General features: G+C 62.6%; 10 protein-coding genes. 2 read left to right on the forward strand and 8 right to left on the reverse strand.

Annotated features, from left to right (window positions below; translation table 11 throughout):
• Window positions 1–94: 94 nt before the first annotated feature.
• From dnaE to AACH39_RS01510, 3 genes are all read right to left on the reverse strand, one after another.
• Window positions 95–3,541, reverse strand: a complete 3,447-nt coding sequence (dnaE, locus tag AACH39_RS01500) for a DNA polymerase III subunit alpha (protein ID WP_338620744.1) — start codon at window positions 3,539–3,541, stop codon at window positions 95–97.
• Between the two features lie 8 nt (window positions 3,542–3,549).
• Window positions 3,550–4,455, reverse strand: coding sequence for a VirK/YbjX family protein (locus tag AACH39_RS01505; RefSeq protein ID WP_215776463.1), 906 nt, complete (start codon window positions 4,453–4,455; stop codon window positions 3,550–3,552).
• Window positions 4,456–4,553: 98 nt separating this feature from the next.
• A complete protein-coding gene (locus AACH39_RS01510) occupies window positions 4,554–4,817 on the reverse strand; it encodes a PhaM family polyhydroxyalkanoate granule multifunctional regulatory protein (RefSeq protein ID WP_215776461.1) in 264 nt (87 codons plus the stop codon).
• A 250-nt stretch (window positions 4,818–5,067) separates the two neighbouring features.
• Between AACH39_RS01510 and AACH39_RS01515 the strand changes: the two genes are divergently transcribed.
• The gene (locus AACH39_RS01515; protein WP_338620745.1) at window positions 5,068–5,706 is read left to right on the forward strand and encodes a YkgJ family cysteine cluster protein; all 639 of its coding nucleotides are present in this window, start codon (window positions 5,068–5,070) and stop codon (window positions 5,704–5,706) included.
• A gap of 36 nt (window positions 5,707–5,742) precedes the next feature.
• On the opposite strand, the gene AACH39_RS01520 is transcribed toward AACH39_RS01515, so the two are convergent.
• The 4 genes from AACH39_RS01520 to AACH39_RS01535 form a co-directional block, all read right to left on the reverse strand.
• Window positions 5,743–7,008: a phosphatidylserine decarboxylase family protein gene (locus AACH39_RS01520; RefSeq protein WP_338620746.1), complete on the reverse strand. Its 1,266-nt coding sequence runs from the start codon at window positions 7,006–7,008 to the stop codon at window positions 5,743–5,745.
• A gap of 152 nt (window positions 7,009–7,160) precedes the next feature.
• On the reverse strand, window positions 7,161–8,288 hold the full coding sequence (locus AACH39_RS01525) for an FUSC family protein (protein WP_338620748.1): 1,128 nt from the start codon (window positions 8,286–8,288) through the stop codon (window positions 7,161–7,163).
• Between the two features lie 802 nt (window positions 8,289–9,090).
• Window positions 9,091–10,002 (reverse strand): DMT family transporter, encoded by a 912-nt coding sequence (locus AACH39_RS01530; RefSeq protein ID WP_252346047.1) that lies wholly within the window; start codon window positions 10,000–10,002, stop codon window positions 9,091–9,093.
• A 193-nt stretch (window positions 10,003–10,195) separates the two neighbouring features.
• On the reverse strand, window positions 10,196–11,113 hold the full coding sequence (locus AACH39_RS01535; protein WP_338620749.1) for a LysR family transcriptional regulator: 918 nt from the start codon (window positions 11,111–11,113) through the stop codon (window positions 10,196–10,198).
• A 107-nt stretch (window positions 11,114–11,220) separates the two neighbouring features.
• Here AACH39_RS01535 and AACH39_RS01540 point away from each other — a divergent pair, with 107 nt between their 5' ends.
• Window positions 11,221–11,979: an alpha/beta hydrolase gene (locus AACH39_RS01540; RefSeq protein ID WP_215776449.1), complete on the forward strand. Its 759-nt coding sequence runs from the start codon at window positions 11,221–11,223 to the stop codon at window positions 11,977–11,979.
• Here AACH39_RS01540 and AACH39_RS01545 read toward each other — a convergent pair.
• Entirely contained in the window at window positions 11,944–13,146 is a 1,203-nt protein-coding gene (locus AACH39_RS01545; protein WP_338620750.1) for an MFS transporter, read from the reverse strand. The genes AACH39_RS01540 and AACH39_RS01545 overlap by 36 nt on opposite strands.
• Between the last annotated feature and the right edge of the window lie 14 nt (window positions 13,147–13,160).

A 13,160-nucleotide genomic window follows, 5' to 3' on the forward strand; every position in this document is an offset into this window, starting at 1 on the left:
GCAGAGGTCGAAGCGTGGAGGTTTTCATTTGAACAAAACGGCAAGGGCGTGCCCTTGCCGTTTTTTGTGCCATTGGCCCCATGGCCTGCCGGGCTTACCAGATGATCTTCACCGCCTTGTCGCCCAGCCAGTCCTTCAGGCTGCCGATCAGGCCGTCATCCAGCCGAACCCCCCAGTGCTTGGGCAGCATCAGCTCGCCGCGGGCCTGACCATTGTCGTACACCACCCGTACCGGGCAACCGGCCTCTTCGCTGCGGTAGGGGGTCAGCAGACCGGCGAAGCGGGCGGTGTCGGCATTGGTCTGTGACATCTGTACCTGCAGGCTGCGGGCATACAGACTGCGCGCCTCGCCCAGTTCGTAGATCTTGTCGGCGGTGATGCGCAGACCGCCGGAAAAATCATCGTTGCTGACCTTGCCCTCGATCACCAGCACCTGGTCTTCCCGCAGGCGGGTGCGGTTGGCGTCAAAGGTTTCCGAGAATACGCTGACTTCCAGCTTGGTACTCATGTCATCGAGCTGGATGAAGGCCATCTTGCCGCGGTTGCCGACCTTGGTGCGGATGCCGGTGACAAAGCCCGCCAGCAGCTGCGGCTCCTTGCGCGGGCTGATGCGGGCCAGCGGTGTCTTGATGAAGCCTCGCACCTCACGCTCGTAGGCGGCGAAAGGATGGCCGGAGAGGTAGAAGCCGATGGCGGTTTTTTCTTCCGCCAGCTGGGTGATCTGATCCCAGGGGCGGACATCGCGCATTTCCAGCGGCGGAGCGACATCATCACCGAACATGTCGAACAGGCCGCCCTGGTTGGCATTGGCAGCTTCCTGCTCGGCCGATTCCATGCACAAACCGACGTTGGCCAGCAGGCGGGCGCGGTTGCTGTCGATGGCGTCAAAGGCGCCGCCACGAATCAGCGCCTCGATCACCCGCTTGTTGACCAGCTTCTTGTCGGTGCGGCGGCAGAAGTCGAACAGATCCTTGAACGGACCGCTCTCCTGGCGTACCTGGATGATGTGCTCGACCGCCGACTCGCCACTGCCCTTGATGGCGCCCAGCGCATAGCGGATGTGCTTGCGATCCACCGGCACGAAGCGATAGAACGACTCATTGACGTCCGGCGGCAGGAACTTGAGCTGGTTGGCGATCGAGTCGTCGTAAAACACTTTCAGCTGATCGGTGTTGTCCAGTTCCGACGACATGGTGGCTGCCATGAAGGCAGCCGTGTGATGGGCCTTGAGCCAGGCGGTCTGATAGGCCACCACGGCGTAGGCTGCCGTATGCGACTTGTTGAAACCGTACTCGGCAAACTTGGCCATCAGGTCGAACAGATGGCGCGCCAGCTCCTCCGGGTAGCCCTTTTTCTGCGCGCCCTCGGTGAAGATGCCGCGGTGCTTGTCCATCTCCTCGGCTTTTTTCTTGCCCATCGCCCGGCGCAGCATGTCGGCACCACCGAGCGTATAGCCGCCGATGATCTGCGAGATCTGCATCACCTGTTCCTGGTACACGATCACGCCATAGGTCGGTTCCAGGCAGGCCGTCAGGTCGGGGTGGAAATAGTCGACTTCCTGCTTGCCGGCCTTGCGCAGGATGAAGTCGTCCACCATGCCCGAGCCAAGCGGGCCCGGACGGTAGAGTGCCAGCACGGCGATGATGTCTTCGAAACGGTCAGGTTTGAGCTTTTCCAGCAGCCGCTTCATGCCGTCCGATTCCAGCTGGAACACCGCGGTGGTATTGGCCTTCTGCAGCACGCGGTAAGCGTCCGGGTCGGTGAACTCCAGGTGATTCAGATCGGTGGTGAAGGAGGGGTCAAGGTCCTTGATGTAACGCACCGCCAAATCAATGATGGTCAGGTTGCGCAGGCCCAGAAAGTCGAACTTCACCAGGCCGATCTGCTCGACGTCGTCCTTGTCCAGCATGGATACCGGCACGGCTTCTTCGCCGCTGGCCTGGAACAGTGGGCAGAAGTCGGTCAGCTTGCCCGGGGCGATCAGGACGCCACCGGCGTGCATGCCAATGTTGCGCGTCAGGCCTTCCAGCTTCTTGGCCAGCTCCCACAGCTGGCGCAGTTCTTCTTCGTTTTCCAGCCGCTCTTTGAGCACCGGCTCCATTTCGACTGCGTCATCCAGGCTGTACTGCTTGCCCGGCGCGGCCGGAATCAGCTTGGAGACCTGGTCACAGAAGGTGTAGGGCAGGTCGAGTACCCGGCCAACGTCACGCACCACGGCCTTGGCGGCCATGGTGCCGAAGGTGGCGATCTGGCTGACGGCTTCGGCGCCGTAGGCCTGGCGCACATACTCGATCACGCGGTAGCGGTTGTCCTGGCAGAAGTCGACGTCGAAGTCAGGCATCGACACCCGTTCCGGGTTGAGGAAGCGCTCGAACAGCAGCGCATACTCCAGCGGGTCGAGGTCGGTAATGCCCAGCGCGTAGGCGACCAGCGAACCGGCACCGGAGCCCCGGCCCGGTCCGACCGGGCAACCATTGTGCTTGGCCCAGTTGATGAAGTCCGCCACGATCAGGAAGTAGCCCGGGAAACCCATCTGTACGATGGTGTCGATTTCGAACTTCAGCCGGTCCTCATAGCGCGGACGCTGGCGTTCACGTTCGATTTCATCCGGATACAGCCCGGCCAGCCGTTGCTCCAGCCCCTCGCGCGTGCGTGCCAGCAGGTAGTCATCCAGTGTCATGCCGTCCGGCGTCGGGAAATCCGGCAGGTAGTTCTTGCCCAGCTGTACCGTCAGGTTGCAGCGCTTGGCAATCTCGACCGTGTTTTCCAGCGCTTCGGGGATGTCGTGGAAGCGCTCCAGCATCTGCTCGGTCGACAGGAAATACTGACACTCACTGAAGTGTTTCGGCCGGCGCTTGTCCGACAGGGTGTAACCCTCGGCAATGCATACCCGGGCCTCGTGCGCCTTGAAATCGTCCGGATCCATGAACTGGATCGGGTGGGTGGCGACCACCGGCAGGCCGGTTTCGCCGGCCAGCCACAAGGTCTGCTGCAGGACCGACTCGATCTGCGGGTTGTCCAGCCGCTGCAGTTCCAGATAGAAACTGCCGGGGAAGACCTCGGCCCAGTGGCGCGCACGGCGCAGGGCCTCGTCACGCTGACCGATCGACAGTGCCATGCCGACATCGCCCAAGTGGGCGCCGGACAGGCAGATCAGCCCGCTGTTGTCGCCCCCTTCGAGTTGCGCGCGACTGATTTCGGCGCGGCCCCGATGCTGGTTGTGCGTGAAGGCTTCGGTCAGCAGCTCGCACAGGCGGCCATAACCGGCACGGTTCTTGGCCGTCAGCATCATGCGGTAGGGTTTTTCGGCATCGTCGGGGTTTTCCAGCCAGATATCGCAGGAGACGATCGGCTTCAGACCCTTGCCGCGGCAAGCTTTGTAAAACTTCACCATACCGAAGATGTTCATCAGGTCCGACATGCCGATGGCCGGCATATTGTCCTGCTGAGCACGTTTCACCGCATCGTCCAGGCGCACGATGCCGTCGGTGATGGAGAACTCCGAATGGAGTCGCAGATGAATGAATCGGGTTGCGTTCATGCGCTCTTTTACTTGATGTTCGTGGCGATCTGGCTCGCCAGGTCATCCAGCAGGGTGTAGCGGCGCTGGTATTCGGCGCGCTTCTTGCTGGCAATGTCTTCCATGGTCTTGCGGGGCAGCGGCAGTGGCAGACGGAAATAGTCGCCATCCTCGGGTTTGGCCTCGAGCGACTGCCAGAAACTGTCGTAATCTGCCTCGAAATTTTTGCGGTAACGCCAGGAGTTGTAAATGTGCTGTGCCTTGCCCACGGCCAGTACCTGCTTGATACCCAGGCGCTGCGCCAGCACCGTCAGGGCCTCCATGGCGACGCGCTTGGGAAACAGGCCGTGGAAGGCCTTGGTCACGGCACGGATGGTGTCGGCACTGCCCTCATAACGGCGCGGCCCCTGCAGGCCGCCGATGACCAGAGCCGGTGCGCCGTGGCGCTGGCAAAGCGTGAAAGACAGCGTGACCAGGGCAAAGCCGGCAGGATCCATCAGCAGAATCGCCAGTTCGCCCTCTTTGTCGAAACCGTGGGCATGAGTGAGCAGCAGGGTGTACTGGCGCTCATCCTTGCCCGTCAGCTCGGCCAGCAACTGGTGCTGGTTGCGCAAGACGGTATCCAGTATGGCGGGCGGGAAAAGCGATTTCTCCAGCTGGTAATTGGCCAGCAGGACTTGCAGCTTGGCACCGGTGTTCAGCTTTTGCATCAGATAGGGCCGATGCAGCTTCATCGCCAGCCGGGGGTTGAGCCGCAGATGGGCCAGCAGGGCCTCGTCGGCAACAAACAGGTCCAGCCAGCGCAGCATGGCCGGCAGGGTCAGCAGGCTGCGAAAGCCCAGCTTGAAGCGGTGCTTGAATTCGTCCAGGCCATCGCGGCGAGAAAAGTCCCCGCGCACCAATTGGCGCAGGAGTGAGGCAGCAGTCTGGGGCATACCGGATCAGGTGTGGGAAGCAAAGGCGCTATTCTACTCAAGCGCGGCGCTCAAGTCGCGGCCTTTCTCAGTCAGGCCTGGCTGGCTGTGAGCAGCGTTCAGCCCTCTTTTTTCTTGGCAGGCTGCGGCTTGAGGGCGGCGAGCGCCACTTTCTGCATTTCCAGCCCCTTGATCTGCATCGACAGCATGCCCAGGTTCATGGTCAGCCAGGTTTCCACCACCTTCAGCTCATTGATGCGTCGCTCAATATCTTCTTCCGTCATCGGCGGCATGAAAGGTTGTGCCGCTGCCGGCGTGGCGTTCTGCCACATCTGGCGGAACATGGCGAAAGGGTCGGCCGGGTTGAAGTCCGCATTGCTCATGATGGCGTACCTGCAAGGGTCTATGTCGGTGGAATGAAACAGGTCTCCTGTCAATTTAGCCCTTGTCATCAGCAGGGGCAAGCCTGGTTCATGAGCGGATGTGGTGAGACAGGTGACTGGCATGGCGCGGGTTTCCAGACGCGCCCGCGGGCCATGTTGACGCCAGGGGAAAGGCAGGCGCAAGACAACTTTTGACTTTTTCGCCGCGGCCATGCAAAAAGGCGCATGTGTTGAAAACAGGAGTGTCTGCATGCTGGATGAAGAACAACAGGCTGCGTTCGAACAATCGGTGGCTGGCGTATGTCAGAAAGCCCTGCATCATCTGAGCGAGCATCCAGGCCGCGAGGCGGCGGTGCAGTTTGTCGTCAACGTGCAGCGCGGCGTGGACCGCGTGGTGCAGCAGGCGGCCGGGGATGGGCCGGTGCTGGCCTGTCGCGAGGGCTGTAGTTACTGCTGCCAGGCGCGTGTCGAGATCACGCCGCCGCAACTGTGGCTGATGCTGCGCACCATTCGCCAGTGGCCGCAGAACGAGCGAGACGCCTTGCGTGAGCGCCTGCAGACCCAGGTTGTGGTGCGCGCGAGGGATCCGTTTGCTCGCCATGACTGTGCCTTGCTGCAGCAGCAGCGCTGTCTGGTGTATGAGCAACGTCCCGCGACTTGCCGGCGGGCGCACTCACTGGAAGTGGCGGCCTGTGCCCGGGGCGACGAGACCTTGCCGCAGGACATGGCTATCCGCTTTGGCGCCGAGGCCCTGATGCGCGGGGTGGATGCGGCCTATCAGGCGCTGGGGCTGGATGTTGCGCCTCGCGAACTGGGCGAGGCCCTGCTGGTGGCGCTGGATACGCCACAGGCAGAGCAGGAGTGGTATGTCGCCAGCGGTTTGCAGTAGGGCGGGACAGGCCGGTCGGTGACCGGCCTGTCATCGTCAGCGCATCACGGTCGCGATGCGGGCATTGACCGGAATGTTGCTGGCGTTGAGTCCCGGTTGCTGGCCGTGCAGATCAAAGGCCAGCTTGGCCTGCGGCCCGTAGAACACGCAGTGGGTCGAACCACCGAAGTGGAACATGCCGAGCTGCTCGCCCTTTTTCACCTTCTGACCTTCATACACCGTGATCTGGCAGGTCGAGACCTCGGCCATGCCGACCGGCATGACGCAAATCAGTCCGATGGCCGGATTGTCCGCCTGAATGAAAATCATCGCCCGGGTCGCCACCTCGGTGATGTAGCCCTGAGAGTCGTTCGGCCCGGCCGGGTCATAGCCTTCCGACAGGGCTTCCGAGTAATACGTACCATCCTTGACGTAGGCCTTGATCACGGTCCCGCTGACCGGGCTGTGCCAGCGGTGGTAGCTCAGCGCGCTGAGGAAGGCCTGGTAAATGGTGCCGCCGATGAAATGCTCGGTCAGTGGATCGTTATCCAGCATATGGGCGACCGAGTAGGGCTGAGCCTTGATCCAGAAGCGATCATGCGCCTGGACGTTGTGCGCCAGCCGGTAGGGAGCCGATTCGCAGGCGTTGACGATGACGTCATCCTTGTCTGGTGCGGCGACCGGGCGTACTCCGGGGCGGAATTCACGAGTGAAGAAATCATCCCAGGAGCGGAAGCCATGATAGGGCTGGGTCGGTTCGCACTGAAACTCCTGGTCGAAATTCGGCATGGCCTTGCGTGCCGCCGGCCCGAACCAGTCACTGTTGCTCTGGTTCCCCAGAACGGCGCAGGAGTCCTTCGAGCAAAGAAAGCGCGCCCATTCGTTCAACACCAGTTTGAGCTGCTGATTGACCCGGTCGTTGAGAAACGCGGCAAACCCGGCGGTGGTGCCCATCGACCAGTCCAGAATGGCATTGATCGGAAACCCGACCAGGCCCGTGGTGTTGAATGCCGGCGCACGAGTCAGGATGACATTGATCATCTGCAGCATCTGCTGGTAATCGCGAACCTGCGGGCCGCCGGCCGGGTTGCGATTGTACGGAGGACGATGCGGCACCTGCTCGAACATCTGATGGAACAGCATGTAGATTTCAGCATCATTTTCGATCAGCGCCTGAAACGACTGCAGTACCGGATGCAGGGGCTTTTTCAGTTCCCGTGCCTCTTCATGCAGGTCGCTTAACCATTGCGTCAGCAAGGCCTGATCGGAAGGTAGCCATTGGCCGACACGGAAAGGCGCTGTGGACTCTGCTTGCGTGCTCATGGATCAAATCCTCTTGAATAAGCCATCAGGCAAGCCAGGACGAAGGCTTGCGCCATTCGAATGGAATTGGCTTATTAAGATTAATATCCATATGAAATGTTGCGCGGCAATATGGGGGTCAGGTGCCTGTGCGAAAGGACAGGTGCCCGGAGTCAGGGTGCAGGATCGTGCGGCAGCGCCTTGTGCGGCACCCCGGGCAGGGTCCGGACCCAGCGGCGCAGATGGCGGCTGACCGTGGCGCGCCAACGCGGATGATGCAGGCAGTAGCCCCCGGCCAGGCCGACCAGGCAGCCCAGCACGGTGTCGGCGAAGCGGGCCCGGATCAAGACCTCCGGCGGCGTCAGGCCCAGACGGGCCGCATCGGCCAGCAGGATGGTGATCGGCGTGATGAACATGGTGGCAAAGCCGTAATGGCGCACGATCAGCGTTTCGATGATGAAGTTCAGGCTGATCATCACCAGACAGACCGTCCAGGGGGTGAGCGGCAACATCAGAATGGCGAATGCCAGCATCAGCCCGAGCGAGGTGCCGAGCAGGCGGTGCAGCTGCTTGTTCCAGACCGCCCGCAATGACACGCCGGGAATCACCGCCAGGCAACTGATCGGCACCCAGTAGGCATTTTCCATGTGCAGCAGTTGCGCCAGCGCGGTGGCCAGACCGACGAAGCCGCCGATGAACACCGAATCCACCACCACATACTCAAAGCGCTTTTCTGCCAGGTTCGGCGCGGGTTTGGGCGGGCGATGCCGCAGGCTGTACAGGCTGTAGCAGAAGGCAATGACACAAGCCTGCAGGCTGCCGAGGAACATCAGGCCGACTTTCAGCGGCAGGTCGGCGGTGGTGCTGGGAGAGTAGGCGCCAATCGCCGCGGCCATGATGAAAAACAAACTGCCGGGCTGGCCCAGCGCATAGAAGCGGCTCACCATGGTGACCAGGGTGGTGATCAGCGCCAGGATCACGACCATGCCCGGCGCAAAGTGATGGCTGATGACGCCCAGTGCATAGCTGGCCGTGATGGCAAAGGCGCAGCTCATCACCGTCAGCATGCGGTGCGGCAGTGCCGTATCCGGCAAGTACAGAAAAATCATGCCGCCGAGCGAGGCAATCAGTCCATAAGCCAAATGGCCGAACCAGGCACCGACCAGCAAGGGCAGGCCGCTGGCCAGTGCCGCCGCGAAGGGCAGCTGCCAGGGGCGGTCGCTGGCATGGATGGTGGTGAGGTGGCGCAATTCATTGCTCAGCAGGGCGCGCAGCCGCTGCCAGCGGGTCGGTGTAGTCATGGACAAGGTGCGCGGAGGCGCAGAGGTTCAGCGTTGGGATACCCATTCAGTGTACGCGCACAAGCGGGGGTGGGGCAAAAAAACGCTGCTTGCCTTTCTCTTTAAATGACATGCGAGTATGCTGATTGCCGGTGGCTGGTGGTCCCGGCTGACGCATGCGTCGGGCCCTTTCTTCGGCATTCCATTTCCGGGAGTCTGCTCCCTGAAAGAGACAAAATGAGTTTCTCGACAGTAGGGGTCCTGGCGCTGATTGCCGTGGCTGCTCTCTGTTATTGCTACCTGACGCGCGAAGAGTAAGTCACACCCGAGGCCGTTTGCACGGCTCCCTGCGCCAGATCTATCCCGTCACGACGCATCTGGCAGCCGCGTGACGGGGGTCGATGGTCAGCGTGTTGGCCAGTTGCCCGCCCTGGTGCGCACTGGTCCGTCATGCTGGAAGGTCGTTGTGTGCCACGATCATTGATCGGCATGTCAAGATGATGGGTGACGTTGGCAAACCGGCAGGTTGCGGCGGTGTTGCCACACGAGCCATACGGTGATGCGACCTGAACTTATCAGATGGCGCACCATATGATGCAGCGCAATAAATAGTTTGATTTCAAGACTATGCTGTGGTCGACGATGTCGCAGCCGCCCTGAGGCATCGACTACCCATTGCGAGGCCACATCATGACTTATCAGGAAGAACTCTGTGCGTATCTGCACACGCAACATCAATTGCAGCAATTGCTGGCGCAACTGCATGGCGAAGGTGCCATCGCGCTGATGGACGAAGAGCTGTAATCCGCAGGTTCCCGCTGACTCAATGCCGGTGTGAAGACACACTGAGTAGCACGCTGATCATCAACAGGAAGGCCGCCAACGTTTCCCAGAGCGTCGGGCCGCGCCATGCCCAGAGAAACGAATACAGCAGGGCAAACAGGGTTTCGAACAAAATCATTTGCCCGGTCATGGTCAGCGGCAGCAGACGACTCATGCGGTTCCAGAAGGCGTTGCCAATGACCGAGGCAAAGAGGGCGATACCGGCGCTGACCGCGGCAAAGCGCAGCCAGTCGGAGGCGCCGTGCGCCGTGCTGTCCTGCAGCGAGGGCACGATCAGCAGCAGAGACTCGATGCCGGTCACTACCCCCAGTAACAAACTCCAGTCACCGGCGCTGATGTGCTGCAGCCGTGACAGGCTGTGACTGTTGCTGACGGCAAACCAGGTCCAGGAAACCAGCGCGCCCACCGCACACAGCAGCCCGGTCAACGGGTGGTTTCCCGCGGCCTGCCGGGCACTGTGCAGGCTGGGCCAGACAATGCACAACACGCCGGCCAGGCCTAGCAGCAGCGATGGCAGCAGACGGAACAGCGGTGGCTTGCGCTGCCTGTAATAGCCGATCAGTGCAATGGCCACCGGCATGAAACCGATCATCAGCGAGGTCATCGCCACACCGCCTCGCTGTACCGCCGAAGCCAGCAGCAGGTAATACAGAATGTTGCCCAGCAGGCTGAGCCAGGCCAGTACCAGCCATTCGCGCCAGCCCAGCCCCGGCACCACACTGCGCCAGCGCGGCAGCAGCAGACCCGCCGCAACCACGCCATAAGCCAGATAACGCCCGGCTGACAGCTGCAGCGGCGTGAAGTCCGACGCCCAGAGGGGCGCCATGAATACCGTCCCCCACAATGCCCCGGCCGCCATGCCACAGGCGACCCCGCGTGTCAGTTGCTGCAAGCTGCGACATCCTTTCTCATGCCCGCGCCGCTGTCTTGCGGCGATCTGTCTGTGCGGGCCTGGCCATGGGTTGGTGAGACAGCGACTTTACCATGCTGATTGGGTAGGGTGATGGCGCTTTGGGGTCAAGGCGGTGGTCCTTCTATCGCGCTGACCTGTGCGGTGTTCTGGCACCTGTCCCTGCCGCGGTGGGTCAGCCCAACCCCGCCAGTCTGGTCGGCAACTGCTCTGCCAGTGTATCGATGACCAGGCGCAGGCGCTGTGTGATCTGCCGTGCCGCCGGCCACAGCAACTGCAAGGGGTAGCCGACCGAGAGGCTGTCGCCCAGCACTGGCAGCAGGCGGCCACTGTCCAGGTCTGCACGTACCAGCCACAGCGGCAGCCTGGCGATGCCCAGCCCGGCCAGAGTCGCATCCAGCAGCGCACCCAGATCATCCAAGCACAGCCGCGCCGGGACGTCGACGCGCTGTGCGGGGGTAGCGCCCGCCTCAAAGCGCCAGCTGGCGGTCTGCTGAGCTCGGCCATAAATCAGGCAGTCGAACTGTGTCAGCGCGGCCGGGGTATCCGGTCTGCCGCGTTGCGCCAGATAGGCGGGGCTGGCGCACAGCACCATGTGCTGTTGCCCCAGAGGGCGCGTCTGATAGTCGTGGTTGTCCGGCAGGTCCCCGCTGCGGATCGCCAGATCAAATCCTTCTTCGATCAGGTCAACCCGCCGGTCGGTCAACGACAGTTCCCACTGCAGGCCCGGGTGCTGCTCGGCCAGCGCAAACAACAGCGGGGCGATCAGCGTGCGTCCCAAGAGTCCCGGCATGCTCAGCCGCAGTCGACCCTTCAGCGCCAGCTGGCCCTGCGCCAGCGCCGCTTCGGCCTGCTCCAGTTCCGCCAGCACCCGCAAGCAGCGCTGATAGAACAACGTGCCTTCCGCAGTCAGGTGCTGACTACGTGTTGAACGATGAAACAGCCGGGTGCCCAGACGCTGCTCCAGCCGGGCGACGCTTTTGGCGACCGCCGAGCGCGACAGATGCATGCGTTCAGCCGCCATGCTGAAATTGCCGGCTTCTGCTGCCTCGACAAAGGTGGCGATGCCACTGAGTCGATCCGGATTGGCCATTTTAACGACTCCATTTTGTCGCCAATGTGGCGAAATAATGCCACAACAGTAGCATAAAAATATTCAATATCATGCAAAGGATCGCTCACCAGAAACAGGAGGTCCTCATGCAAGCTGACTACCCAAGCCTAACCCATCACTACGGCGCCATGGCCTGCCAGGCGGGCGAACTGTGGCTGCCGTCGCGAACCAGTCCGCCGGTGGTGGTACTGCTGCATGGCGGATTCTGGCGCTTGCCCTGGGGACGCGAGCAGTTGCACCCCCTGGCCCTGGACCTGTGTCGGCGCGGTTTTGCTGTCTGGAATATGGGCTATCGCAGGCTTGGTGAGGACGGTGGTGGCTGGCCCGGCACCTTCGAGGATGTGCGCGCCGGTCTGGATGCCCTGGCCGACTTGGTCGGGCAGGGGGTGGTGCTCGATTTGCATCGCGTGCTGCTGGTCGGCCATTCGGCCGGTGGTCATCTGGCGCTATGGGCGGCCGCCAGGCATGACGGGCCGGTTCGTCCTCTGGCGGTGGCCGGGCTGGCCCCGGTCACCGATTTGCGTCGCTGCCATGAGTTCGTGCGTGAGCCCGAGGTGCTGCGCACCTTGCTGGGCGGCACGCCCACCAGCCAGGCCGAGCGCTATCGGCAGGCCTCGCCCGTGGATTGCCTGCCGCTTGGCGTGCCGCAACTCATTCTGCATGGCAGCGAGGATGAGGCGGTGCCGCTGGTCTGGTCGCAGGATTATGTCCGCCTGGCGCTGCAAGCCGGGGATGCGGCACAACTGACCGTGATCGAGGGTATGGATCATATGCGCTTTCTCGACCCGGCCAGCGAGGCACATCAGCAGCTATGCCGCTGGTTGGTGCGTATCAGCGCTGAATAGCCGATGGCGGGTCAGCAGGCAGGCTGCGGCAGCCACTGCTGCACTCAGTAGCAGCACCGCAGTCATGCCCCATGCCGAATACAGTCTGCCGCCCAGCGCGGCGCCCAGGGTAATGCCGACATACAGCGCGCTGCTGAGCAGGCCCAGTACCGTGGGGCGTCGGGTATGAAAGGCCTGCGCCGCACAAGCCTGCAAGGCCGGGAAAAACCCATAGGCGACAAAGGCCTCGGTGAACAGGGCGGCGGCCAACAGCCACAGCCCATGCTGCCGATAGGCCAGCAGGCACAGGCCGAAGCAGGCGGTCATCAGTGCCAGCGACAGCCGTACCTGGCGCGCCGCGCCGAGACGGTCCGCCAGCCGGCCTCCTGCCAGCACCCCGCCAGTCGCCCCGGCGCCAAAGCAGGCCAGGGTCAGTGCCACCTGAGCGGCAGGTGCCGCGAACGTCTGCACCAGTGCCGTGGCCAGCAGGGTATAGCAGGCATAGACACTGACCGCCCAGGCGCACATGCACAGCAGCAGCGGCCAGGCCTGCCACAGTCGCTCCTCACTGCTGTCCTGGCGAACCGGAGCCTGGTGCGGCAGGCTGCCGGACCAGACGACGGCATTGACCGGCACCATGGCCAGCAGCGCCACGCCGAGGGCGGCAAACAGCATGCGCCAATGTGTCAGTTGCCCCAGCCAGAGCCCGAACGGGGCACCCAGGCACAGGGCAATCACCAGCCCGGAATTGATCTGAGCCAACCGTGCGGCCCGTTGTGCCGGGGCGGCGCGCTCCGCCGCCATGGCATATAGCATGGGTGAAATGCCGGCTGCGGCCAGACCGGCCAGGACACGGCTCAGGGTGAGTTGCCACAAATTCGGTGCCAGCGCGGTATATGCATTGGCCAATGCCAGTGCGCCGACGCCGGCGAACAGGACGTTGCGCAAACCCCAGCGCTCGGCGAGCCGGCCGAGCAGCGGGCAGGCCAGGGCATAGGTCAGGCTGAAAGCGCTGACCAGGACGGCGACCGCCGCCGGTGATTGGTGCAGTTCGCGGCCGATCAGCGGCAAAAAGGCCGAGACGATAAACAGATCGGTGCCGACTAGAAAGATGGTCAGCCAGCTGACCGGTACCCACAGGGCGGCAGGCAAGAGCGGGAATGGCAACGTGCGGCTGCTGGATGGCATGACAGGCTTCCTGT

This window comes from Paludibacterium flexuosum (assembly GCF_037076605.1).
Lineage (GTDB): Bacteria > Pseudomonadota > Gammaproteobacteria > Burkholderiales > Chromobacteriaceae > Paludibacterium.